Annotated in this window: 20 protein-coding genes; 5 read left to right on the forward strand and 15 right to left on the reverse strand. The window is 60.9% G+C overall.

The window, feature by feature from the left end:
- Positions 1-10 precede the first annotated feature (10 nt).
- From rsmA to J2D75_RS02095, 5 genes are all read right to left on the reverse strand, one after another.
- Entirely contained in the window at positions 11-844 is an 834-nt protein-coding gene (gene rsmA / locus J2D75_RS02075; protein WP_243428444.1) for a 16S rRNA (adenine(1518)-N(6)/adenine(1519)-N(6))-dimethyltransferase RsmA, read from the reverse strand.
- Between the two features lie 4 nt (positions 845-848).
- Positions 849-2,195, reverse strand: a complete 1,347-nt coding sequence (locus tag J2D75_RS02080) for a peptidylprolyl isomerase (RefSeq protein WP_207852238.1) — start codon at positions 2,193-2,195, stop codon at positions 849-851.
- 81 nt (positions 2,196-2,276) lie between these two features.
- Positions 2,277-4,613: an LPS-assembly protein LptD gene (locus tag J2D75_RS02085; RefSeq protein WP_207852820.1), complete on the reverse strand. Its 2,337-nt coding sequence runs from the start codon at positions 4,611-4,613 to the stop codon at positions 2,277-2,279.
- 8 nt (positions 4,614-4,621) lie between these two features.
- A complete protein-coding gene (gene lptG / locus J2D75_RS02090) occupies positions 4,622-5,731 on the reverse strand; it encodes an LPS export ABC transporter permease LptG (RefSeq protein ID WP_207852822.1) in 1,110 nt (369 codons plus the stop codon).
- 169 nt (positions 5,732-5,900) lie between these two features.
- Complete coding sequence (locus J2D75_RS02095; protein ID WP_207852240.1) at positions 5,901-7,583, reverse strand: porin; 1,683 nt, start codon at positions 7,581-7,583, stop codon at positions 5,901-5,903.
- 607 nt (positions 7,584-8,190) lie between these two features.
- Between J2D75_RS02095 and J2D75_RS02100 the strand changes: the two genes are divergently transcribed.
- Positions 8,191-8,880: a GntR family transcriptional regulator gene (locus J2D75_RS02100; protein WP_207852242.1), complete on the forward strand. Its 690-nt coding sequence runs from the start codon at positions 8,191-8,193 to the stop codon at positions 8,878-8,880.
- A gap of 45 nt (positions 8,881-8,925) precedes the next feature.
- Here J2D75_RS02100 and minE read toward each other — a convergent pair whose 3' ends face one another.
- From minE to minC, 3 genes are all read right to left on the reverse strand, one after another.
- Complete coding sequence (gene minE / locus J2D75_RS02105; RefSeq protein ID WP_207852244.1) at positions 8,926-9,207, reverse strand: cell division topological specificity factor MinE; 282 nt, start codon at positions 9,205-9,207, stop codon at positions 8,926-8,928.
- Complete coding sequence (gene minD, locus J2D75_RS02110) at positions 9,204-10,019, reverse strand: septum site-determining protein MinD (RefSeq protein WP_207852246.1); 816 nt, start codon at positions 10,017-10,019, stop codon at positions 9,204-9,206. The genes minE and minD overlap by 4 nt, the downstream gene beginning before the upstream one ends.
- Positions 10,020-10,177: 158 nt before the next feature.
- Complete coding sequence (gene minC / locus J2D75_RS02115; RefSeq protein ID WP_243428445.1) at positions 10,178-10,873, reverse strand: septum site-determining protein MinC; 696 nt, start codon at positions 10,871-10,873, stop codon at positions 10,178-10,180.
- A 278-nt stretch (positions 10,874-11,151) separates the two neighbouring features.
- Between minC and J2D75_RS02120 the strand changes: the two genes are divergently transcribed.
- Positions 11,152-11,820 carry a glutathione S-transferase family protein gene (locus J2D75_RS02120; RefSeq protein WP_207852250.1) on the forward strand — a complete coding sequence of 223 codons (669 nt, stop codon included), beginning with the start codon at positions 11,152-11,154 and terminating at the stop codon, positions 11,818-11,820.
- Between the two features lie 5 nt (positions 11,821-11,825).
- Complete coding sequence (locus J2D75_RS02125) at positions 11,826-13,049, forward strand: BaiN/RdsA family NAD(P)/FAD-dependent oxidoreductase (RefSeq protein WP_207852253.1); 1,224 nt, start codon at positions 11,826-11,828, stop codon at positions 13,047-13,049.
- A gap of 35 nt (positions 13,050-13,084) precedes the next feature.
- Here J2D75_RS02125 and rsmI read toward each other — a convergent pair whose 3' ends face one another.
- Complete coding sequence (rsmI, locus tag J2D75_RS02130) at positions 13,085-14,062, reverse strand: 16S rRNA (cytidine(1402)-2'-O)-methyltransferase (RefSeq protein ID WP_207852255.1); 978 nt, start codon at positions 14,060-14,062, stop codon at positions 13,085-13,087.
- On the opposite strand from rsmI, the gene J2D75_RS02135 reads away from it, so the two are divergent.
- Positions 14,047-15,564: a penicillin-binding protein activator gene (locus tag J2D75_RS02135; protein ID WP_243428389.1), complete on the forward strand. Its 1,518-nt coding sequence runs from the start codon at positions 14,047-14,049 to the stop codon at positions 15,562-15,564. The genes rsmI and J2D75_RS02135 overlap by 16 nt on opposite strands.
- 490 nt (positions 15,565-16,054) lie before the next feature.
- On the opposite strand, the gene J2D75_RS02140 is transcribed toward J2D75_RS02135, so the two are convergent.
- The 3 genes from J2D75_RS02140 to J2D75_RS02150 form a co-directional block, all read right to left on the reverse strand.
- On the reverse strand, positions 16,055-17,686 hold the full coding sequence (locus J2D75_RS02140; RefSeq protein WP_207852257.1) for a tetratricopeptide repeat protein: 1,632 nt from the start codon (positions 17,684-17,686) through the stop codon (positions 16,055-16,057).
- Between the two features lie 161 nt (positions 17,687-17,847).
- Positions 17,848-18,438, reverse strand: coding sequence for a CarD family transcriptional regulator (locus J2D75_RS02145; RefSeq protein WP_025860368.1), 591 nt, complete (start codon positions 18,436-18,438; stop codon positions 17,848-17,850).
- 67 nt (positions 18,439-18,505) lie between these two features.
- The gene (locus tag J2D75_RS02150) at positions 18,506-19,381 is read right to left on the reverse strand and encodes a bestrophin family protein (protein ID WP_207852259.1); all 876 of its coding nucleotides are present in this window, start codon (positions 19,379-19,381) and stop codon (positions 18,506-18,508) included.
- 157 nt (positions 19,382-19,538) lie between these two features.
- Here J2D75_RS02150 and fghA point away from each other — a divergent pair, with 157 nt between their 5' ends.
- Positions 19,539-20,402, forward strand: a complete 864-nt coding sequence (gene fghA, locus J2D75_RS02155; RefSeq protein ID WP_207852261.1) for an S-formylglutathione hydrolase — start codon at positions 19,539-19,541, stop codon at positions 20,400-20,402.
- A gap of 38 nt (positions 20,403-20,440) precedes the next feature.
- On the opposite strand, the gene J2D75_RS02160 is transcribed toward fghA, so the two are convergent.
- Genes J2D75_RS02160 through J2D75_RS02170 form a run of 3 tightly spaced genes read right to left on the reverse strand, consistent with a single transcriptional unit; the run spans position 20,441 to position 22,679 of the window.
- Entirely contained in the window at positions 20,441-21,016 is a 576-nt protein-coding gene (locus tag J2D75_RS02160; RefSeq protein ID WP_207852826.1) for a YdcF family protein, read from the reverse strand.
- Entirely contained in the window at positions 21,016-22,002 is a 987-nt protein-coding gene (locus tag J2D75_RS02165; protein WP_207852263.1) for a cell division protein FtsX, read from the reverse strand. The genes J2D75_RS02160 and J2D75_RS02165 overlap by 1 nt, the downstream gene beginning before the upstream one ends.
- Positions 21,999-22,679 carry a cell division ATP-binding protein FtsE gene (locus J2D75_RS02170; protein ID WP_207852265.1) on the reverse strand — a complete coding sequence of 227 codons (681 nt, stop codon included), beginning with the start codon at positions 22,677-22,679 and terminating at the stop codon, positions 21,999-22,001. The genes J2D75_RS02165 and J2D75_RS02170 overlap by 4 nt, the downstream gene beginning before the upstream one ends.
- Between the last annotated feature and the right edge of the window lie 58 nt (positions 22,680-22,737).

A 22,737-nucleotide genomic window follows, 5' to 3' on the forward strand; every position in this document is an offset into this window, starting at 1 on the left:
AGAGGCTTTTCTAAGGCTGGCTGGCGAGAGCCTGCCATGCACGGGCCAGGCGGTCGAACTCGTCTATTGTCAGGGTTTCGGCCCGGCGTGTTCCATCTATGTCAGCGCGTTCGAGCAGGGCATTGCCCTTCAGTCCTTTGAGCGCACCGCGCAGCATCTTGCGGCGTTGCCCGAAGGCTGCGGCCGTAACCTGCTCCATAGCGCGGAACAGAGCGGGGTCGGGCTGGTTGGCATGGGGGGTGATACTCGCCACGGCAGACCATACAGCAGGCGGGGGCGAAAAGGCGCCGGGGGGTAGTTTCATGACAACGGCGCAATCCGCACACCACTGGCTGAGCACGGCAAGGCGTCCGTAATGTTCACTGTCAGGGGCCGCACAGATGCGCTCGGCCACCTCAAGCTGGAACATCAGGGTCATGCGTTCCCATGCCCCCCCCTGACGCAGCCAGCCGACCAGCAGCGGGGTTGCGACATTATAGGGAAGATTGGCGACAATCTGGCGCGGAGCAGGGCAGAGTGTTGTCAGGTCTTTTTTGAGCGCATCGGCCTGTATGACATCGAGCCGTTGGGGAAAGAGCGTTGCCAGTTCCTCAATGACCACAACCGCGCGCGGGTCGAGTTCCACGGCATAGACATGGCTTGCAGGGGTTGCCAGCAGGGCGCGTGTCAGCCCGCCGGGGCCGGGGCCAACCTCAACCACATGACGGCCATCAAGATTGCCCGCGAGTGCGGCGATGTGTTCGGTAATACCGGGGTCAAGCAGGAAGTGCTGGCCCAGCGCCTTGCGGGCATCCAGACCGTGGCGGCGGATGACATCGGCAAGGCTTTCCAGTGTGGCAGGCAGGAGATTACGCTCCCTTGAGTTTGACGCGCATATCGATAATGGCGCGGCGGTGCAGGTCGCTATCAAGCTGGCGGGCGGCCTGCTCAACGCGCTCGTTCATGAGCTGATCGGCGATTTCGCTGGGCGAACGGTCAGAGAAGTTCTTTTCTTTTTTCTCGCAGACCATCAGCAGGTCGATCCCATCGCGCGAGACCATGGGGCGTGAGACTTTGTTGAGCGGCAGATTGGCCAGCACGGCCTGCATCTGCGGGTTCAGGCGCTCAAGCGGGAGTTCACCCGGATCGCTTGGGCGTTTTTCCCCTTCGGCCTTGTTCAGGCGTTCCATATCCGCGCAGTTATTCGCGCTCTGGGATAGGTGCAGGGCTTTTTGGAGTGTCGCCTGCTGCTGCGGAGTAACATGCTGGGGGTCGAGCAGGGTATCGAACGGCAGGAACACCTGTCGGGCGGAAATGACATGCCCGATTTCCTTGCCGACCGTGCGCTTGCCATTCAGCGTGACGATCAGGAAGCCGCCGGGTACGGTAATCGGGTTGGAAATGGCGCCCACTCCCACGGGCATCTGCCGGACAATGTTCACAACCGCAGGGTCGAGTTCATCTTCCTGCACCCAGCCCATCGAGCCGCCATCCAGAGCGGTCTGGCTCTGCGAGAACTGTGCGGCAACGATGGGAAAGGGCGCACCCTTCCGCAGTTCCTGAATAATGGTGTTGGTAAAGTCCAGCTCGTCCTCGGCGTGACGGGGGTCTTCAACCTTGACGAAAATTTCACCGATTTCGTATTCGGTGCGGCCTTCCTCGCGCTGGAGGGCTGCCTGACGCTGGGCAATATCCTTGGCCGCAACACGCGAACGCTGGCCAAGCTCCTGCCGCAGAACCTGAATCCAGCCAATCTGCACCCGGATCTGGTCGATCAGCGTTGTGAGCGAGACACCGTCCTTGGCCAGATGGGCACGCAAAGCCCCTTCTTCCATGCCGTTGCGATGTTCGATGTTGCTGATGGCGGCGGCAATCTGGTCAAGCGGCACGTTGATGTGGCGGCTGAGGATTTCCTGTGTGCGCAGGCGCTCGTCAATCAACTGCCGGATAATCTGCGGGCGCAGACGATCCATCAGTTCGGGAGAAACGGGCAGGCCGGTGGACAAAGCAAACAGTTTGCCACGGTTGTCCACATCGCGTCGGGTCAGCGGCACACTGTTGACGACCGCAACAATGGAGTTATCAGGCTTGGGCGCGGCTTTGGCTGCGGTATCGCCATGCTGCTCCTGCTGGCTGGAGGCGGCAAGGGCAGTCGCCAAAGGGGCCGACAGGGCCGCCACGGTGTAGCAGGCCAGAGTAAGGGAGCGCAGGCGCATACGGGACGGTCTTTCAGCTTTCTGCCAGATCAGGCGCAGTTATACCTGATAACGGAGGCCGCGACATTTTTGAAGCAGTTCTTATTTGACGCCAAAGGCGCCAAGGGATTTGAGGGTGAGCGTAACAAGGTAGGTCGAGTAACGCTGTATGCCGCCAATGGAGGTGTATTGCTTGAGATACATGAAATCGATGCCAAAGCAGTCATTGTTGTAACCGGCCGTGACGCCGTTGGTGACAAACTCCTGACGGGAAAGGCTGCGGCGCGAAAAGATGGAGGCATGCGCGCCAGACCAGTAAACCGATACGCCACCGCTGATTTCGCTTGTGCGGGCTGTGTACAGGCGATTGAGGTTATTCGTGCGGTAGTCGGTGGCGTAGTAGTAGTACGGGGTTACCGGCTCCCAGATATATCCGCCGTTCAGCCTAAAGTGCGGGACATTGACGTTGAACAGGGCGTCGCCAAAATTGATCTGCGATGTGTACGGGTCGTAGCGCATGCGCGACGTGAATGAAAAATACTGCGTGGGCGCAACGCGTGCGCGCGCAACAACATCGGAAGCATGGTGGTCCAGCCCGGAATAGGGCAGGCGATCATGTTCGACATGTTCCTGAAAGCTTTGCCCGGCCAGCAGGTCTACCTCGTGTCCGTCCCATGTCCAGTTGGCATGCACACCCACATTGGCGCGCAGCCCGCCGTCCAGCCTGTCTGTGCCCTGATAGCGGTTGAGGGAGAACAGGGTTGAATCGGTAAATTCGTAGGAAAGGCTGTCTTCGTTCGGGAGGCTGTCATTGGCGCCGTTGCCTGTGTTGGGCGCGTAAATGGCCTGCACGATCGGCTCAAGCAACTGCGTGCCCCGGCCGTGTTCGAAGGTGCGGACAAAAGGCCAGTTTGTTTTGAGCGCAATGGTGGGCAGCACCATCCCCGAAATCGCGCCATGGCCTGCGGCGTGCGCGTAGTAGTTCGGAAGCTGATACAGGTTGAAAGCGCGATAGAGCATGGAGTCCAGTCGCAGGGTTAGCAGGAACTGTTCGCCTGATTTGCTATGGAAGGGGCGATCCCAGTTGAGCTGCAACTCACCGCGCTGGTCGGTCGTACCGATGGTACGGCGTAGGTAGAAATCCGTAGTGTTCACGCTCAGCCGTCCGCCAAGGGCATCAGGCTGGCCGACAAAGCTGTATGTATAGCGGGGCAGGGCCGAGGGCAGATCCGAGTTGTGGATCACGCCCTGATTGAGGCCTTGATAGTATTGCGCGTCCAGCCTGCTGTAAGACCCGGTGCCGAACCCTTCCAGAAAGGCGTTCGAGGCGAGCGTTTCGTTACCGTAGCCCTGCACACGATAGTCACGCATGTAGTTGGCGGAGGTGGCAAGGTTGATATTGGCCCCGGCGCGCCAGTATTTGTTGATGTTGAACAGGCCGCGGGCAAAAATATGCCCCTGCATGCCGTGGGGATCACCGCTGCTGACACTGTTGCCGAAGCCGTTGGTGTAGTTGAGGTTGTGGTGGGTATCGTAGGCAAAACCACCACGGATGTTGAGCGAGCCGAAATTCAGCGCCTGTCTGTAGATGCCGCTAAGCTGGGGGCCGGTCGAGGTCGCGAAAAGCCCCTGAACGCTCAGGTCGGACTGATCGTTGATGGCCCAGTAATACGGGATGGTGAAGTACGTGCCCAGATAGCTGTCATGCGGGGTGATGCCGGGCATGAGAAAGCCGCTCTGCCGCTTGGCGGAAGGGTCGGGCATGGAAAAGAACGGCAGGTATAAAACCGGAATGCCCAGAATATCGACATAGGCATCACGGAAGTCGATTTTGGAGTGTTCAAGGTCCTGTGTCGCGCCATAGGCCCGGAACTGCCAGAACGGCGCGCGTGTCTTGTCCTTGGCGCAGATTTCGCATGCGGTGTAAACGGCGCGGCTCAGGTCGTTTACCTTACCATCGGTGCGCCTGAGCCCATTGGCGGCCATTTTCACGTTGTCGGCCATATTGGCATAGACGTGCAGCATAACGCCATTTCGCATGCCACCGTTCAGTTCGGCATAATGGGAGTACAGAACCGAGCCATCAGGCTGTACGACCGCCACGTTGCCACGTGCGGTGACAACGCCCGTATCGCGGTCATATGTGATCTGGTCGGCTCTTAGAACGCGCTCATCCTGCCAGACCTGCACATTGCCCGACCATGTTACGGTATGATCAGTGTCGTTGTAATCGACCTTGTCCGCCTGAAACGTGGCGGGGGCATCCGGCGAGCTGCTTCTCGACGTGTCGAAGTGTATCTGCTGCGGACGGAACTGTGCCAGAGCCACAGAGGGGCGCAGCAGTAAGGAACAGGCAATGATACTGCCCAGAGCGGTGGCAGCGCTCAGGCTGGCCCGACGGCAGGGGCGACTTGCGCGGTATAAGGGCCGGAGCGCCAGGGACAAAATCAGCCATCCTCCAGATGTAAAAGCAGGGTGATCGCCAGGCATAGCCCAGCTACGGCGGGAACCCACGCCGCGAGAACCGGCGGCAGTACACCTGATTTGCCGAACTGTTCCGCGACCTTGGATACCGTGAAAAGCAGAAAACCGGCGGCAACGCCAGAGCCGATCATACGAGCGACCCCGCCATGGCGCGAGGGTCGCATGGAAAAGCCCGCCGCGACAAGGCACATGGTGCCGCTCAGCACCGGCAGAGCCAGCAGGGACTGGAAGTGGATACGGTGGCGGATGGACGAGAATCCAGAGCGATCCAGCAGAACTATAAAGCTTGGCAGTGCCCACACGGATAGCGTGTCAGGCGAAGCAAAGCTTTCCTGCACCCGGTTTACGGTCAGGTCGGTGGGTAAAACGATACGCCCGACAGCAGAGGGCAGTTCGTTGGGGAGAGTCTGAGAGGCTTGGTCCAGAATCCAGAAGCCGTGATCGAGGTAGCCGCTGTGGGCTTCGATTCGGGAAATGAGGTCGTTATTCTTGTTCAGCCGCAGGACACTGATATTGCCGATCTGCAAGGCCGTATTATGGAACCGTACGGTGCGTGCATGCAGGATGGCGATACCGTGGGGCGTGGTCTGATCAGCCTGACGGAGCCATAGAGACCCGCCGGAAATGCTCAGTGGCCCATCATCCGAACGCAGGTAGCGCTGGTCGAGCTTTTCCGCCCATGAATACATGATGGAGGACAGGGGCGAGACGACGGTTGTCGCAAAAACACCGATCAGGATAGCGGAGGTTAGCGGCGCCATCAGGAACTGCCAGACGGAAATGCCTGCCGCACGGGCCACCACCAGTTCGGATGAGCGTGTCAGACGCCAGAAGCAGAACACCCCCCCCAGAAGCGTTGCAAAGGGCAGGATCAGAATGGTGAAATAGGGCAGGTGGAGCCCTGCGATTTCCGCCGCAACCGATGGTCCCGCATTGGGGTGGGCTGAGGCGCGGCGCAGCAGATCAAGAAAATCAAACAGACAGACCATGCCCGTGAGTGACGCCAGCATGACGAGCACCGACAGCACAAATTGCTTCGCAATATAACGCGAGAGGGTGAAAGCCACGGTCATGAGGCTACAAGCAGCCCACAAGGCAGCGGGCGGCTTGAGCGGAACACCGCAGGCCCCTGTTTGTATCGGAACCATGCGCGCTGATGCGGGGCGAGTGAACAGTCATCTAACCGTTACTTAGCTCACCCCGCAATGGAACAACAGCCCTGTGTGTAATCAGCTGTCGGTTTTAGAAGAGCAGGATCACACCGGCTGAGGCGGTGTCATCACTTTCGGAACTGCCGTTATGGGCATCGGACGAGGTGTGGGCATATTCACCCACCAGATTCAGCCAGTCTGTCAGGTGATAATAAGCTGCCCCGATAACGGACTGGTTGCGGCGTACCAGATAGCCGGGATCGACCGTCCTGGCTTCGCCCCCGGCGAGATAGAGATTGCTGACGCCGTAACTGCCGACCAGTTTGAGGCGTTCGGTTATGTTGTAGGCGGCCTGCACGTAATAGCCTTCGGAATCGCGCTTGCTGCCATTGGCGGCGACGCCGTCAAAGAACAGGCCGGTGGTGCCCAACCCGCTGCCGCGATAGTAGTAGGCCACCCCTTCAAAGCCTTTGTAGCTGACCTTCGCGCCGATATCGCCCGCTTCCACCATGGCGGCGTGGTGACCGGTATCGGTAGTGATACCCACCCCTTGCAGGTTCTGCTGGTGCTGGATCAGGAAGCTGGCCCAGATCTTGGCTTTGACCTCGCCAAAGGTCGCCTCATACGTGACCTTGCCCTGGATCATGGGCGAGGAATGCTGCGTGGAGGAGGCGGAATATGGATTGCCTTTCGCATCGGCCCCAGCGAACTGGAACTCATCCAATGGCTGGAAAATACCGACACTACCCTGCACACCGGCAATCTTGGGGGTGGTGTAGGTAATCTGCGGAATCCAGTCCGCATATACGTAACCCACGCCAATCCGGCCCAGAGAGGTGTTGCCCGGAGCGGAGTTGCTGCCGGTGGCCCCCACACTGAGCAGCGTTGCATCGTTCAGAATGGCATCGCCACCAAACAGGGCGAGGTCACGCCCGACCTTGAATGTACCCACATGGCTGTTGCCGAAGGTGACGTAAATCTGACGGAAATCGATGCCCGGCGTGCCAAGACCGACCGGGCTACCGCCCGTATTGGCGTTCATAGCGCCGTTTTTGGCGTTGTTCATGCCCGGATACATGCCCAGAACCGCATCAATATCCCAGCCCTGCTGCTGGGTGCTGAGCTTGAGGATCAGCCCGGCAGGCAGCAGGCCGTTGCGCACGCCCGAGGAGTCAAAGCCCGAACTGCCCGTGGACACGCCGCCGCCAATGGCTGGCCCGCCACCGGGGCTGTTGAAGGTGTAAAACCCGTTGATGAAGCCGGAGAGGTTGATGTCCACCGGCCCGGTTTTGAAGGTCAGGCCCTTGCCGGGTACGTATTTGGCCACGCGCACGAAATCGGCCTGATTCATGGCGTCCAGAGCCTTCTGCGCGGAGCGGGCGCTGGCTTCCGCACGGGTGGCCGCATCCTCAGCACGTGAAGATGAGGCGACATCGGGGGCGGCTTCAAACCGGATGCCGGGTTCATAACCGTTGCTTACCCCGCTCGTGCCTGCGCCGTGCGCAACATGGCTTGCGGCCTGCTGTGTGGCATGGGCGTGTGGGGCGGCAGAGCGGGTCGAGCGGGCAGGGGCATCCTGTTCGGCAGCGGTATGGCGCAGGTGCTTGCTCAGCAGGGTGGAGTATTCGTGTTGGGTCAGGTTGCCCTTGGCGCGCAGAATATCCAGCAGGTCGCTATAATCGTCCGCCATGGCGTGGCGGGCCATCGTATATGGCAGGCTGGCCACTGATGCGGCCATGACGGTAGCAACCAGTGCCTTTTTTCTTGATGCCATTGAAGTCCGCGCTCCCAATCCATTGAAATTGCTCTGTGAGAGACAAGGCTTCCTGCCGTCAATACGTGCCGTGTTGAACTGGCGGTGTGTTCATGCCGTTTGATGGGAAGCATGCAGGCCCATGAAGGCGCAGGCCGTTGGAAAAATGGCGGAAGTTATTACAACGATCAGGCAGGAATGTGGTATTTCGGGGCCTGCGCGGACATTGTAAAAATGTAAGCCTTGCTAAAAGGGAAATTAAATAGCCCTGAGGGCCGGTGCGTTTCTCGTGCGCGTTTTCTTGAGTGTGGCGCAGGGGGTGCTGTGCTGTCATGGAGTGTTGATGACGGCCCGTTTATGTGCGGGGCAGGGCTGTGCGGGCATTGTGGCTCTCACGAAGTTTTTATTGCAACCCGAGCGGTTCTGGCGCGCCCTGAACCCGTGCCAGAGGGTATGCCAGCGGAATCCTGCGTGATTCCATCACTGTGTCGGGTTCCCTCATGGCGGAATTTTGATAGAGTCGGAAACGGTGCGGTGGCGGCATCATGGGTCGGTGCTGTGTACCGGGCCGGACGGTGGCGCGCCGGATTTTGTATCATGGACAAACAGAGCGGACGGCTTACGCGCAATGAGAGCAGGCTCTATTTTGGTGACACCAGACCATACACGCCCCGAAGGACGTGGTGCGCTGGCTGCATACGCCTATCAGCAGATCAGAGATCAGCTCATTTACTGTCACTATCAGGGGGGAGAGCGGCTGGTGCTGCGGCCTCTGGCGGCGGCTCTGGGCCTTAGCCCCACGCCTGTGCGCGAGGCGCTGCTGCGCCTTGTGTCGGAGCAGGCGCTGGAGCTGGACGACCGTAACACAGCCTGCATTCCAGTGACGACGCGAGAGGTCTTTCTGGAAATCCACGGTGTGCGGGGCGATCTGGAGGAGCGTATTACGCGCGAACTGGCCACCCACGTCACGGCAGATGAAATCGCGGTTATGCGCGCAAAGCATCACGATTTCATTCTGGCGTATGAGGCGGGTAGCCCCCATGCGGCCGCAGTCGCCAATGTGGTTTTTCATAGCACCACGGCGCGTTTTTCGCGGCGTCTGCTCACTGTCGGGCTTATCAGGGGGTTGTGGGCGCGAATGGGGCCGGTTTATGCCGCCACCAATTGCCTGCCGCCCATTACCCCGGCAGACCCCGAACACCCGCACTTGCGGCTGATCGCGGCGTTCGAGCGGCACGACCCGGAGGCGGCTGTCGCAGCCCTGCGGGACGATTTCATGCAGGCGCGTGTCTGGCTGGAGCCATTGCTGCCGGGTTGAAACCCTTGCGCCCCGGCCCTGTGATAAGGGGCCGGGGCGAGGGTATCAGTCTTTTTTGCTGAGCCGGTCTGTCAGGCCCGGCACTTCCACGTCAATTTCCAGCACCGAGCACTGCGCCCCACGATCCATCTTGATCTGAACCTTGTCCTGATCGACCGAGATGTGGCGCTTGATCACTTCCATGATCTCGCGGTGCAGTTTGGCGAGCAGATCATCCTGATTGTCGCCATCCACTGACATGCGTTCATGCGCCAGCAGAATCTGCAACCGATCCCGCGCAATGGGGGCGGAGGAGCGTTTATTGAACAGGTTGGAGAGAAAACTCATGCGGCTCTCCATTTAAACAGCCAGTCGAGCAGACCGCGCCGCTCGGTGGGGATGGTAACCTTAATATCCTCGCCCATCAGGCGGCGTGCGGCTTCCATATAAGCCCCGGCGGCAGCGCTGTTGGGTTCGGCAATGGTAACGGGTGCGCCAAGGTTGGAGGCCTTGAGCACATCCGGGCTTTCGGGAACGATGCCCAGCAGCGGAATGGACAGGATTTCCAGCACATCGTCCGTGCCCAGCATGTCGCCCGATGCCGCGCGCTGCGGGTCATAGCGGGTCAGCAGCAGGTGCTTGGGCATTTTTTCGCCCGCGCGGGCTTTTTCTGTCGTGCTGTCCAGCATGCCGATAATCCGGTCGCTATCGCGCACGGAGGACACTTCGGGGTTGGTGACGATCACGGCCATATCGGCATGGTGCATCGCCATCTGTGCGCCACGCTCGATCCCGGCGGGGCTGTCGCAGATCACCCAGTCGAATTTTTCGCGCAGTTCCGCAATGATTTTGGCCACGCCTTCTGCGGTCAGGGCATCCTTGTCGCGGGTTTGCGAGGCGGGGAGCAAAGACAGGCTTTCGATCCGCTTATCCTTGATCAGCGCCTGAGCCAGATTGGCATCGCCCTGAATAACGTTGATCAGATCAAACACCACGCGGCGTTCGGCCCCCATGATGAGGTCGAGATTACGCAGGCCGACGTCAAAATCTACCAGCACCACACTCTGCCCGGTCTTGGCCAGCGCCGCCCCGAGAGCCGCGGTTGTAGTGGTCTTGCCGACGCCACCCTTGCCTGATGTGACGACGAGAACCTTTGCCATCGGTGTTCCTTTTCTTTCAGGTCATGCCGCCGGCCCCTCGGCGCGGTCATTGCAGCGACATTAGCGGGTTGTATTAGAAAATGTAACTTTGAATTTTTCGTTTACAGAGGGCTTTTTTTTGCCATTTTTCGCCCGGCGTTACAGTGCTGTGCATTTGCTCAGCCGGGCATGGCGCGGAAGACCAGCCTTTCGCCTTCCAGCAGGATCTGGGTGGGACCGCTGGCGCAGGTCGGGTCCATTTCCTCGGCGGTGGCGTAAAAGCCGTCTATGGCCACCAGTTCCGCATCCAGAGCCTTCGTAAAAACCCGTGAAGCGCCTCGGCCGCCGATACCTGCCACCGCGCGCCCACGCAGAGCGCCGTAGATATGGATGGAGCCACCGGCGGAAACCTCGGCGCCGGAGGCTACGGCCCCCATCACCACCACATCGCCTTCAGGCCAGATCACCTGCTGGCCTGAGCGGATGCTTTCTTCCACCACAAGGGTCATGGGCTGGGCGGCGTTTTTGGCCGGGGTGGTGCTGTCGGTGTCTGTTTCGGAGGGGGCTGCTTCACGCTGCGGCGTGGGGGATGTGCGGGCGGAGGTCGGGCTTTCAGGCCAGTCCCATCCTTTGGTTGCTGGCCAGTCGCGGCTACCGCCTTCGATCCCGATAATGCGGATGCCGCGTTGCCTGAGATCATCGGGCAGGGAGGACAGGTCGGGCGTATCCGCCTGCACCATGCTCAGATCTACGATAACGGGTTTGCCCGTGAAAAAACCGACCGAACGCGCGATCTGCTGATCCAGCGCGGTCAGCCAGTCCGTCAGGGGAGATTCCGGGGTCAGGGTCAGGGCCACGAACGTGCGCCCGGACATGCGGATGCGCGGAAGGTGTGCTGATGGGCCAGCCGAGGATGTGCCAGACAAGGAAATACCGCCGCTCTCAAAACAGGTGGTCAACAGATAGGGCGTGCGCACAAAAACCGGGTCAGGATTCCCGGCGCTGGAAAACCGGCACGCGCCTGCTCTACGCATTGGCGGCTTGGCTGGCCGAAGGCAAGTGCTTTGTGCCACGAGACACAATTGCAACAGCTTTTCGGCGGTCTGTGTTTTCCCTCTGGCGTGGGGGCGGGCAATGGCATAAACGGAGGCGTATGCGTACCCTCCTGCATTTTCCGATATCCCCGGCCAGCCGGACTGTGCGTCTGGTGCTGGGTGAGAAGCGTCTGCCGTTCGAACCGGTGATTGAGCGCGCGTGGGAACAGCGCCCGGAACTGCTCGCCATTAACCCGGCGGGAGATGTGCCCGTTCTGATCGAGGATAACGGGCTGATTGTGCCCTCATCTCCTGTTATCTGCGAATATCTTGAAGAAGCCTATGCCGACACCCCATTGATGGGCCGTACGCTGGCGGAACGGGTAGAGGTACGCCGTGTGGCTGCGTGGTTTGATACGCTGTTCGCGCGTGAAGTATCAGGGCGTTTTATTGATGAACGGGTGATGAAGCGGCTGAGTGGGCGCGGCAACCCCGATGGCGGCGCCTTGCGTGATGCCTATGCCTCCATGCGCCCGCTGATGCGCTATGCCAACGAATTGGCCGAAAACCGGAACTGGCTGGGGGGCGGCTTTCTGTCGCTGGCCGATTTTACGGCGGCGGCCCATCTGTCCTGCATGGATTTTATTGGCGATATCGACTGGGCGCGCGTGCCTGCACTGCGCGACTGGTACGCCCGCATGAAGTCGCGCCCCTGTTTCCGCCCGCTTCTGGCTGATCGTATTTCCGGCATTACACCGCCCGAATACTATACCAATCTGGATTTTTAAAAATTATGAACGGACTTTCTGGCGCGGCTGCGGCCGTGCAGGATGTGGTTGTTGTCGGCGGTGGCGCGGCAGGCCTGATGACGGCTCTTGTCGCAGGGCGGCGCGGCCTGCGGGTGAGCGTGCTCGAACACGGGCCGGAGGTCGGGCGTAAAATCCTGATTTCAGGTGGTGGCCGCTGCAATTTTACCAATACCGACATGCGGGCCGAACGCTTTCTTTCCAATAACCGGCATTTTGTTAAATCCGCTATCAGCCGCTACCGGCCAGAGCATTTTCTGGCCATGCTGGGGCGGCACGGCATTGCCTGGCATGAAAAAAAGCTGGGCCAGCTTTTTTGCGATCATTCTGCATCAGACATTGTGCAGATGCTGCTTGATGAGTGCCGCGCGGCTCATGTGCGTATCCTGACAGGTGTTCGGGTCAGCGGGGTCAGCAAGGCCGATCACTTCACGGTGCAGACCTCGGCGGGCACCCTGCACGCACGCTCTCTGGTGCTGGCCAGCGGCGGGCTGTCCATTCCCAAGCTGGGGGCGAGCAGCTTTGCTTATGATGTGGCCCGGCAGTTCGGTCTGCCGGTTGTCAAACCCGAGCCTGCGCTGGTGCCGCTTGTGTTCGGGCATGAGGAGGATGCGTGGCTCCGCACGCTGGCCGGGGCTTCGCTGCCGGTGCGGGCCGCATGCGGCAAGGTCGCGTTTGAAGAGGCGTTGATGTTTACGCATCGGGGGTTGTCTGGCCCGGCACTGTTGCAGATTTCTTCTTTCTGGCGCGAAGGGCAGGCGCTCTCGCTTGATCTCGTGCCGGGGCAGGATATGGCGGCAGCGCTCGCGGGCCTGAAAAAAAGCGGCGTAAGAACACAGGCCCCCGCGACACTGGGGCGCTGGATGCCGCATCGTCTGGCGCAGGCGCTCAGTGCGCGCTACCTGCCCGAAAAGCTGCATGGCAGGCCGCTGGCCGAATGGGCGGATAAAGATGTGGCCGCCCTTGCCCGGCATATCAGCCATATGGCGCTTACACCCACCGGCACCGAAGGTTTTGCCAAGGCCGAAGTGACGCGCGGCGGTGTGGATACGTGCGCCCTGTCCTCACGTACGATGGAAGCCACAACCGTACCCGGTCTGTATGTGGTGGGCGAGGCGGTTGATGTAACCGGCTGGCTGGGTGGGTATAATTTCCACTGGGCATGGGCCAGCGGCCATGCCGCGGGCGAGGCCGTAGCTGCGGCTGCCTGAGGCGGTTGGTCTCAAGCAGCCGCTTTGATGGCGGGCTAGTTTTTGGGCTGGCTGGCCAGTTCCAGTGCGCGGGCATAAACAATCCGCTTGGGCAGGCCAGCGGCTGCGGCGGCTAGTGCCGCGGCATCCTTGACCGAATGTGTTGCCAGCAGGGTTTTCAGTGTTGTGTCCAGATCATCCGCGCTAGCGCTTTCTTCCGGGGCAGGGCCAAGCAGCAGGGTGATTTCGCCACGGGGGGCTGTTTCTGTATAGAAGGCTGCCAGTTCTGACACGCTGCCCCGGCGTATTTCCTCAAATCTTTTTGTCAGTTCCCGCGCTACGGCGGCGGGCCGCTCCGGCCCGAACACGGCTGCCATATCGTGTAGGGTATCGGCCAACCGGTGCGGGGCTTCATGCCAGATCAGGGTAGCCCCCAGACCGGCGCGCTCAGCCGCATGCAGGCGGGCAAAGGCTTCGCGACGGGCAGCGGAGCGTGGCGGCGGAAAACCCGCGAACAGGAACGGATAAGGCGGCAGGCCCGACAGTACAAGGGCTGTCAGAGCCGCATTGGGGCCGGGTACGGCGGTTACTGTAATGCCAGCTTCTATGGCTGCGCGTACCAGCCGGTAGCCGGGGTCGGACAGCAGGGGCATGCCCGCATCTGAAACCAGTGCAATCCGGGCTCCGGCCTGCAGGCGGGCCACAAGGGCTGGCACACGCTGGCGCTCGTTATGTTCGTGCAGGGCCTCCGTGCGCGCACTGATCCCGCGATCGGTTAAAAGCCGCGCGGTTGTGCGCGTATCTTCGCACAGCACGAGTTCAGCCGAGGCCAGAGCTTCGGCCCCGCGAGGGCTGAAGTCCCCCAGATTGCCGATAGGCGTTGCCACCAGCACCAGCGTTGCGGGGGGTACACTGCTGGAAGAAGGCACATGACTTGGCGCTTCTGCTTCAGTATGCAATGGATCAGTCTTGTCATGCGGCGGCTCATCAGGCTGGCTGGCGGTAAAGGATGATGTGGATGATGACGCGCGCATATTCGCTCCTGTCAGGGCTTTGTGCTCAAGCTCTGGCGGCAAATGCCCCCCCGAGCAAGGCCGGAATGGCCAGAATCTCGGTGGCTTATGCCACATATGCGCCAAAAGGGCGCGGTCTTGCTGCTCTTGGGCTGGGCGGGCTTCTGCTGGCCGGGTGTGCGCAGCAGTCTTCCGGGCCGGGTGCTGGCCCTGCCAGCGTGCCTGAAGCTCAAAAGCCAGCAGCGACCCGCAGCGTTGGTGTTCTATTGCCCCTGAGCGGGGCCAATGCGCCTTTGGGGCGTGAATTGCTGGCCGGGGCAGAAATGGCCTTGGCCATGCAGCCCGTGCAGGGAACCCCCGGCGTGCAACTGAAGGTGGATGCCCACGATACAGCCGCACCCGGTGGCGCGGCAGAGGCTGCCGCGGCCGCTGTGCGTGCGGGCGACAGTGTCCTGATCGGGCCGCTGACCAGTGGGGATACGGCAGAGGCCGCCCCGGCCGCACAGGCAGGCCGGGTGCCGGTTCTGGCCCTGACCAGCGATGTTACGCAGGCCCGCCCCGGTATATGGGTGATGGGGATCACTCCTGAAGATCAGGTGCAGCGTCTGGTGGAGCAGGCCCGGCAGGAAGGGCGCAAGCGGTTCGCGGCTTTGCTGCCTGATAACCCTCTGGGCCGGGCAATGGGCAATGGCTTGCAGGTTGCCTGCCGCGATCAGGGGCTGGCGGAGCCTGTCATCAGTTATCATTCCAGCGCGCCTGACAGTGTTACGGATGCGCTTAAACAACTCAGCGGCATCAACAGCAATGGCGCCTCGCTCCCTGCCGGTGTGGCAGGGGCGGCGCCGGATACGCAGGCCCAACCGCTGCCTGCCGATCTGGCCACGGCATTGGGGCAGGCAGGGAATGAAGCCGCCAGCGCCCCGGCGAGTGTGCCGGGGGGGAATGTCAGCAATGGTGTGGCGGGCATGAGTGCTTCGGGGCAGAGCATTGCTCCCCCATCGCTGCCGTTCGATGCCTTGCTGCTGGGAGATACCGGGCTTCCGCTGAAAACCGTTATGACCGCATTGAACGATATGCAGGTTAGCCTACCGGCAGTGCGGATTATGGGGCCGGGCCTGTGGGCGGCTTTTGCCAGCAAGCTCGGGCCGATCCGTGGCGCATGGTATGCAGCCCCCAACCCGTCAGCACGGCAGGGTTTTGTGGCGCGTTTTTCCGCGCAGTATCAGCACGCACCCAAGCCGCTGGTTGATCTGACTTACGATGCGGCAGGGGCTATCCGTACCCTGACGGATGAGGGCGCCAAGGATTTCCCGCCCAAACTGCTCACCCGTCCAGCCGGTTTTCAAGGGGTGGATGGCGCGTTTGTGCTGCTGCCTGATGGGCGGGTAAGGCGGGCTCTGGCCGTGTTTGAAGTGATTGGCAGTGGGGCGGATGCGCGTATGATCGCTACCGCACCCACCAATGTTGCCCCACGCGTGGCCCCTGCGAGTAGCGCGGTCAAAGCGCCTGCTGGCGGCGCCTGATCCTACGTAAGAAGGCTGCCTATCAGGTTCGGTGTCATGATTATGAAGAGCCGAACCTGACTTTTTTGAACTGAACGATAGATGGCTACCTATTGGCGCGGTTTATAGGAAGTTCTTGCCGTATATCCGCAGGGTATTGGTAAAATCAGATGGGAGAGGCAGATGATGGAGAATTCATCTGTCTCTGTCTGATCGAGGTTATGAAACCGCACATCATCTCTTGTTGATCCCAAAAAGAGAGCGCTTGAAAAAAGAACACTTTTTATGGGGATTATTTTCTGGCTGATCCTGTTGGCCGGCACATTTGGCCTTATTCTGGTGGGCTTGCTGGTTGGGTATGTTTTTACCTTTTTATCCAGTCAGCCCTCATCAGCTATATCAGGGCAGGTGTAAGGCTGACGGCCAAACAGCTTCCGGCATAATGCCGGGCCTGCTCCGGCGAGGACTGGAGAGCGTTTCATCCGGATAGACGATCATATCAGGGAGGCCATTAGCGGCGTGTGCGTGCCATGGCTGTGAGTGACTGCGCCACGCGGCTGATAACATCCGCCCATTGTCTCGGGGTGGTCTGGCGGATGATGCGCAGGTTCGGATACCACGGCGTATCGTCGCGTCCATGCAGCCAGCGCCAGCAGTTATCATAGCGATCCATCAGTAGCACCGGTTTGCCCAGACCGCCCGCCAGATGGGCAACAGATGTATCCACACTGACAACCACATCCAGCCCCATGATCAGGGCGGCGGTATCATCCATGCTGTGCAGGGCTTCTGTCGGATCGTACAGGCGCATGTCTTCGGGCGGGTCTGTCATCTGTTCGGCATAGGGGCCTTTTTGCAGGCTGATAAGCGCAACCCCCGGCAGGCGGCCCAGCGGTTCCAGAGCGCTCAGGGGGAGTGAGCGCCGTCTGTCCACAATATGGGCGGCGAGTGTGTGGTTGCGTGGCGCTCCACCCCAGACCAGCCCGACCCGCAGAGCTTTGCCAGAGGGAAGCAGGGCCGCCATTGTCTGTGTTTTTGCAGTATTGGCGTGCAGGTAGGGCACGGGCGCGCCCCACGGTGTCTGTGTGTGCTGGAAAAGGCGCGGCAGGCTGATAAAGCCGCAATAGCTGTCAAAGCTGGGGAGAGCGGGGGCATCGTCCCGCATGACATGTACGCTATGGACGCCCTGCACCCTTTGGCAGAGCTGGCTCAGGGCTGGTGGCACCAGTAGGTGCACCTGCGCACCGCGTTGCGCGAGTGCTGGCACATAGCGCAGGTACATCAGCGTATCGCCCAGTCCCTCCTCATGCACGAGCAATACGCGCTGGCCATCAAGCCGCTCCGCGTCTTTCAGGGGGGGCAGGGTGGCATTGTCCGGCAGCGCCGTGTGACCCGGCAGGGCATGTCGCCATTCATGGGCCTGCCAGCCCGTATCGTATTGCCCAGCTTTTAATAGGGCTACGGAGCGGTTGAAGTGAAAACGCGCATCATCCGGGCGGAGGGCAATGGCTTCATCAAAATGACGGAGGGCTTTTTCCATCTGCCCCTGACCTGTCAGGATCGTGCCGATATTGACCAGCATGGCCGCGCGTTCGGCAGGGGGCGAGGGTAGGGGATGCAGGCATTCCAGCGCAGCCTGCATGTTGCCCTGTTCAGTCAGGGCCATGGCCAGCAGACTACGTGCAGGCGTTGCTTCAGGTGCGAGGGCTACGGCCTGTTTGAGCAGGCTGATGGCGGCATCATGCTGGCCGGTCTGCACCAGTAGGCTGCCGAGTGTGGCATGGATGCGTGTATCATCGGGCGTGCGGCGTAGCAGGGCTTGCCCGGTGGCGAGGGCTTCGGGCCTGCGATCCTGCGCTATCATCAGTTCGGCCAGATCCTGCAAGGGGTGCTGGCTATTGGGGTGGCGGCTGGCCACAGCGGCGAGAATATCCGCCGCCCGTTCGGGCTTGCCCGTTGCCGCCAGACCGAGCGCATAAAGAATGGCGGCCTGTTCCGCGTGGTTGTTCTCGGGCAGGGGGAGCTGACCGTATGCTTCCAGCCGGGGCAGTACCTGCCAGAACAGTCCGGCTTTCATATCGGCCAGGCAGGTGCGTAAAAAATCAGCGCTCAGAGGGGTTGGTTTTGGGGTGGCGGGTTTCATGGGTGGGTCCCGGAACAAAGGCTGTGGCGTGCGTCAGAATATCCGTGTTGGCGCATGCGCGAAACCTGCGGGCAGGCAAAAGAGGGGTGACATAAAAAAAACCGGCACCCCTTTTGGGCCGCCGGTTTTTTTGAGCAGTCTGACCGTCCTGTGTAAGCCGTTCAGGCGGCTTTCATGACGGCGGTCAGGGATTCCAGAACCTCGTTGGGTTCCTTCTTTTCCAGCACCGCGACTTCGGCCACAAAGCGTTCCTGAGCGGCTTCAAACAGCTTGCGTTCGCTGAAGCTGCCATCCAGGCTATCGACATTACGGCGCAGGTCACGCAGAACTTCGGCAATCTGCACCAGATCGCCCGAGTTGATTTTTTCCTGATAGGCCACCGCACGGCGCGCCCACATGCCCTTGCTGACATGCGGCTTGCCTTTGATGATGGCCATGGCCTTGTCTACAATCTCGCGCGAGACGATCTTGCGCAGCCCGGCCTTGCGGGCCTTGGTCAGCGGGATACGCAGGGTCATCTGGTTGCCGGGGAAGGAAATCTGGATAACTTCCAGCTTCGTTCCGGCTATTTCATCCACCCCGATCCGGTCCACCCGACCGACACCGTGTGCGGCGTAGACGATGGCATCGCCTTCCTGAAAGGGATCTTCGTCCTTTACCTTGGTTTTTGCCTGGGCTGCGGTCGTGGCGGCGGCGGTGCGTGCCATTGCATCTGTCACGCCGCCTTTGGGAGGTGCTCTGAAAGTATTCATAACCTGACCTTTTAGCATAAAAATGCGTGTTTGTCTTGTAAAACAGCCGATAGAAGCAGGTCTGCGGTTATGATTGCACGCCGTTGACTGTCTGTAGCGCCGGGGCTGTGGGGTCTCCTGTCGGTTGCAGCACGTCAATTTCGATCGTGCGTGCCATGGTGGCCATTGGCAGGGCGTGCAATGTGTTGGCGAATGGCTCCTGCAGGTCGCTTGCACTTTTGTCGAGCACAAGGAACAGACAGCCTACAAGGCTTGAACCCAGTGGTGTAATCCATTCGAGTGTCTGCACCATGGACAGCGGCAGCACGATACAGAAAATATTCACCAGCACGCGGGGCAATACGGAAAACTGCATCGGCAGGGGGGTGTTGCGAATACGCTCCAGCCCGCCCTGTGCATTGGCAAGATCGGACAGGATGCGGTCGATCTGTCCATGCACGGCGCCATCGATGTTTTTCTTGCGGACTTCTTCCGCAACCCCAAGTCCGATCTGGTAAAGAATGGCATTGGGCTGGTTGCGATAACCGACAATGGCCTCACGCATGGAGGCTGGTAGCAGGCGGTTGATATCCTCGCTGGCATCCAGCTTGCCCAACGCCATGCGCAGGGCATGTGGGTAGGCGGCAATGGCGTACATCAGGTCGTGCCTATCGCCCAGCAGGGTGCCGGCCTGTCGGCCGAAGGAGCGGCAGTTGTTGGTGATGCTCCCCCACAGGGTACGGCCTTCCCACCAGCGGGAATAAGCGCTGGTGCTGCGAAAGCCCATGAACAGCGCCAGAGCCGAACCGATCAGGGGTACCGGCAGGCTGGGTTGTTCCATCCATTCCTGATGGAAAACCTGAAAAAGAATGACCACCACAAAATCCCAAGCTGCCATGAGCAGGAGAATGGCGCGCACCTCGCGGTATATGATGCGTAGTCCCTTGCGTGGGTCAACGATCATCCAGACTGTCTCCTTTCTTGTCGGGGCTGTATTGCCCGTCCGTGCTCTAACATGACACAGTAACAGTGGTTTCCCGATATGGCAGCTTTATGTTGGTGATGCCAGCCGGGCGATACTGTTGAAAACATATGGTGAAATGCCGGAGGAATATTAAGCAATGCAAGCCAGCGCCGGATTGACCCTGCGGGAAGAGCACCGCTGCCATGGTGGTAGCGTGCAGTTTTATGAGCATCAGTCCGAAGTGCTGGGCCTGCCTGCGCGGTTTGGCGTGTTTCTGCCTCCCGCAGCGCTGGAAGGTAAGCGCGTGCCGATTCTGTACGTGCTGGCCGGGCTGACCTGCACGGATGAAACGTTCCTGATCAAGTCGGCCGCTCTGGCCGAGGCCGCGCGGCTGGGCCTGGCCATTGTCGCCCCCGATACCTCGCCCAGAGGGGCCGGGGTGCCGGGAGAAGAGACGGATTGGGATATGGGCACGGGGGCTGGTTTCTATCTGGATGCCACGCAGGAACCGTGGAGCCGCCATTATCGCATGGATAGCTATATCAGCCGTGAACTGCCTGCTCTGGTGGAGGCGGCGCTGCCGCTGGATGGCGCACGGCGTGGCATTACCGGCCATTCCATGGGCGGGCATGGTGCGCTGGTGCATGCGTTGCGTAATCCTGAGTTCTGGAAATCGGTTTCGGCTTTTGCGCCGATCGTGCATCCGTCCGCCGTACCATGGGGCGAAAAAGCTTTTACCGCCTATCTGGGCGATGACCGCGCGACATGGCGCGCCTATGATGCAGTTTGCATGCTGGAAGACGGATTGCGCCACCCCACGACCATTCTGGTCGATCAGGGGGATGCGGATCAGTTTCTTGAGCGCGAACTCCAGCCGTGGCATCTGGAAAACGCAGCACGCGCCGCAGGTCAGAATCTGACCCTGCGGCGCCATGCGGATTATGATCACTCTTACTGGTTCGTGCAGAGTTTCGCGTGCGAACACCTGCGCCACCACGCGGCCATTCTGGGCGCGCTGTAAGGCTATTCGGTCTTTATCGCCCTATCCGGGGGCGCTGGTCAGGTAATAGGCCTATGCGCCATGCCTGCCAGCGCCCCCAGCCATTTGAGGTATTCTGTCATCAACAGCCGCAGGGTTGAAAGCTGTGTCAGGTGGTGCATGGCGGGCGGTGTAACCGGGCAGGCATACAGGGTGACATCGGGCAGGGTGCGGCCCAGTTCCAGCATGGCGCGGCGCATATGGTAGCCCGCCGTAACCACCACAAGGCTGCTGATATGGTTGTCAGCAACCCATGTGGCGGTTTCTTCCGCATTACCAATGGTCGAGCGGGCCTGATAGCCCAGCGTAATCCGCCTGCCGAGCGTTTTTTCCTGCTGGGGTAGGAGCAGCGCTTGTTGGGAGGCCTGCGGGGCCACGCCTGAAATAAGCAGCCATTGGGCCTGCCCCTGTTCCAGAAGGCGTAGCGATGTTTCCACCCGTCCCGCCCCGCCGGTAAGCGCTACAATGCCTGCCGTATGGGGCAGAGGCCCGGCAGGCTGGAGCGCATCGCGCACGAACCAGCCAAAGCCACACAGGAACAGTAACGGCAGGCCCAGCAACACAAAAGCCCGGGCCAGTCTGGCAAGACGGCGCATCAGGGCAGGCGGCGCAGCCACAGGCGCACGATCAACTGGGTTGTCAGCCAGCAGATCAGGGCGGCAGCAAGGGGTAGGCATCCAAGGCCGATCAGCAGGTCTGAGGGCATGGAGCCAAGGAAGGCATCCTGACCTGTCAGGCTGTTCTGCGTGGCGGTGGCCGGAACCCCGTCCGCCTCCGCCGTGAAGGGGGCTGTAATCTGAAGCAGGGCAAACAGCGGAACACAGGCTAGAACCGTGCCTGTCAGACCGCCCCCAAAGGCAAGCGAGGCCGTTCTGCGGGCGAAGCGTCCGGCAATATAACCATCCGAGGCGCCCAGCCCGTGCAGGGTGGTAATGACATCACGGCGCGAGGCCAGCCCCGCACGGGTGGTCAGGCCCGTAATCAGGGTTGCAACCCCACAGACACTCAGGAGCGCGAGCCCCGCACAGGCCAGCAGGCTGTTGGCCAGAGCGTGCAGGCGTGTGCTCCACAGGCTGTTGCGTTCTACAATAACACCGGGGGCTACAGCCGACAGATCCTGCTCCAGCGTCGCGGGAGGGAGAGTGCTATCGGGCAGCTCAACCCGCAGGACGGCGGGTAGGGGCATGGCCGAGGGGCTTGTCGCTGTCTGTCCTTTGAGGCCGCTGCCCAGCCACGGCTCCAGCAGGTTTCCCAATTCCTGCGCGGAAAGACGGTGCACGATACTGCCCGCAGGCAGGCTGACCAGTGCGGCCTGCACGGCATCTGCCCGGCTTTGCTCGCCGGGAGCCTGCACGCCACCGGAAGCCTGACGGGCAGGCTGATCCGGCTGGGGCACCTGAATAACGACAAGCTGTGCGGCTCCTCCGGCCCAGCGGGCAGAGAGCGCGCGGGCACCACAGGCCCCGGCCAGTGTCAGGGCCGCCAGAAACCCAACCATGGCCACGAGTGCGAACAGCCCGCGATCGGGTAGGGTTTCGCTCAGAGACAGGCCATCCCGCCTGCGGGTGGAGCGGCGGCTCATAGGGGGGGCGTCTCGTCGCTTACAAGGTGGCCACGTTCGAGAAAAAGTGCAGGGTGGGGCAGGCGGCGCACGAGGGCCTCGTTATGGGTCGCAACAATCACGGTGGACCCCATGGCGCTGAGTTCCGCGAACATGTCCAGCAGGCGGTGCGCCTGACTTTCTTCCAGCGCATTGGTTGGTTCGTCAGCCAGTATCAGGCCGGGACGGTGGATAATGGCACGCGCTATTGCCGTGCGCTGCTGCTCTCCGCCGGAAAGGCGCTCGGCGGGGGCATCGTGGTATTCGCTAAGGCCGACCCATTTGAGAATGGAGCGGATTTCATCGCGGATTTCATCTTCCGGGCGGTTTTGCAACCGCATGGGCAGGGCGATGTTATCCGCGACCGACAGGCCCGGCATCAGGCGGAAATCCTGATGGATCATGCCAATCCGGCGGCGCAGCATGACAAAGGTGGCGCGTTTCTGTTCGTCGTTAACTGGCTGCCCCAGCACGACCATTCGCCCTGATGTGGGCAGGGTTTCAACATGCAGCAGGCTCAGCAGGCTGCTTTTGCCAGCCCCAGAAGGGCCAAGCAGCCAGCGGAAGCCCCCCTGCGGCACGGAAAAAGACAGCCGCGAGAGAACGGGGGCGGGGTCTTTTCTGGCCCGACGCCAGGAAACGGTATCCAGATGGATCATGCGGGCTGGCCCTGATGCGGTGCGGGGCTGGGGGTGGCGCTATGGCCCATGGTCATGT

The organism is Acetobacter suratthaniensis, assembly GCF_017377745.1.
In the GTDB taxonomy this organism is placed as follows: domain Bacteria; phylum Pseudomonadota; class Alphaproteobacteria; order Acetobacterales; family Acetobacteraceae; genus Acetobacter; species Acetobacter suratthaniensis.

Coding starts and splice junctions, on each gene's coding strand:
- minC (WP_243428445.1), bottom strand. CDS start 10,873: ATGTCCGGGCGCACGTTCGTGGCCCTGACCCTGACCCCGGAATCTCCC.
- J2D75_RS02095 (WP_207852240.1), bottom strand. CDS start 7,583: ATGGCATCAAGAAAAAAGGCACTGGTTGCTACCGTCATGGCCGCATCA.
- J2D75_RS02140 (WP_207852257.1), bottom strand. CDS start 17,686: ATGAAACCCGCCACCCCAAAACCAACCCCTCTGAGCGCTGATTTTTTA.
- J2D75_RS02125 (WP_207852253.1), top strand. CDS start 11,826: ATGAACGGACTTTCTGGCGCGGCTGCGGCCGTGCAGGATGTGGTTGTT.
- minD (WP_207852246.1), bottom strand. CDS start 10,019: ATGGCAAAGGTTCTCGTCGTCACATCAGGCAAGGGTGGCGTCGGCAAG.
- J2D75_RS02145 (WP_025860368.1), bottom strand. CDS start 18,438: ATGAATACTTTCAGAGCACCTCCCAAAGGCGGCGTGACAGATGCAATG.
- J2D75_RS02170 (WP_207852265.1), bottom strand. CDS start 22,679: ATGATCCATCTGGATACCGTTTCCTGGCGTCGGGCCAGAAAAGACCCC.
- J2D75_RS02120 (WP_207852250.1), top strand. CDS start 11,152: ATGCGTACCCTCCTGCATTTTCCGATATCCCCGGCCAGCCGGACTGTG.
- J2D75_RS02165 (WP_207852263.1), bottom strand. CDS start 22,002: ATGAGCCGCCGCTCCACCCGCAGGCGGGATGGCCTGTCTCTGAGCGAA.
- J2D75_RS02100 (WP_207852242.1), top strand. CDS start 8,191: ATGAGAGCAGGCTCTATTTTGGTGACACCAGACCATACACGCCCCGAA.
- rsmI (WP_207852255.1), bottom strand. CDS start 14,062: ATGCGCGCGTCATCATCCACATCATCCTTTACCGCCAGCCAGCCTGAT.
- J2D75_RS02080 (WP_207852238.1), bottom strand. CDS start 2,195: ATGCGCCTGCGCTCCCTTACTCTGGCCTGCTACACCGTGGCGGCCCTG.
- J2D75_RS02150 (WP_207852259.1), bottom strand. CDS start 19,381: ATGATCGTTGACCCACGCAAGGGACTACGCATCATATACCGCGAGGTG.
- minE (WP_207852244.1), bottom strand. CDS start 9,207: ATGAGTTTTCTCTCCAACCTGTTCAATAAACGCTCCTCCGCCCCCATT.
- lptG (WP_207852822.1), bottom strand. CDS start 5,731: ATGACCGTGGCTTTCACCCTCTCGCGTTATATTGCGAAGCAATTTGTG.
- J2D75_RS02135 (WP_243428389.1), top strand. CDS start 14,047: ATGATGACGCGCGCATATTCGCTCCTGTCAGGGCTTTGTGCTCAAGCT.
- J2D75_RS02160 (WP_207852826.1), bottom strand. CDS start 21,016: ATGCGCCGTCTTGCCAGACTGGCCCGGGCTTTTGTGTTGCTGGGCCTG.
- fghA (WP_207852261.1), top strand. CDS start 19,539: ATGCAAGCCAGCGCCGGATTGACCCTGCGGGAAGAGCACCGCTGCCAT.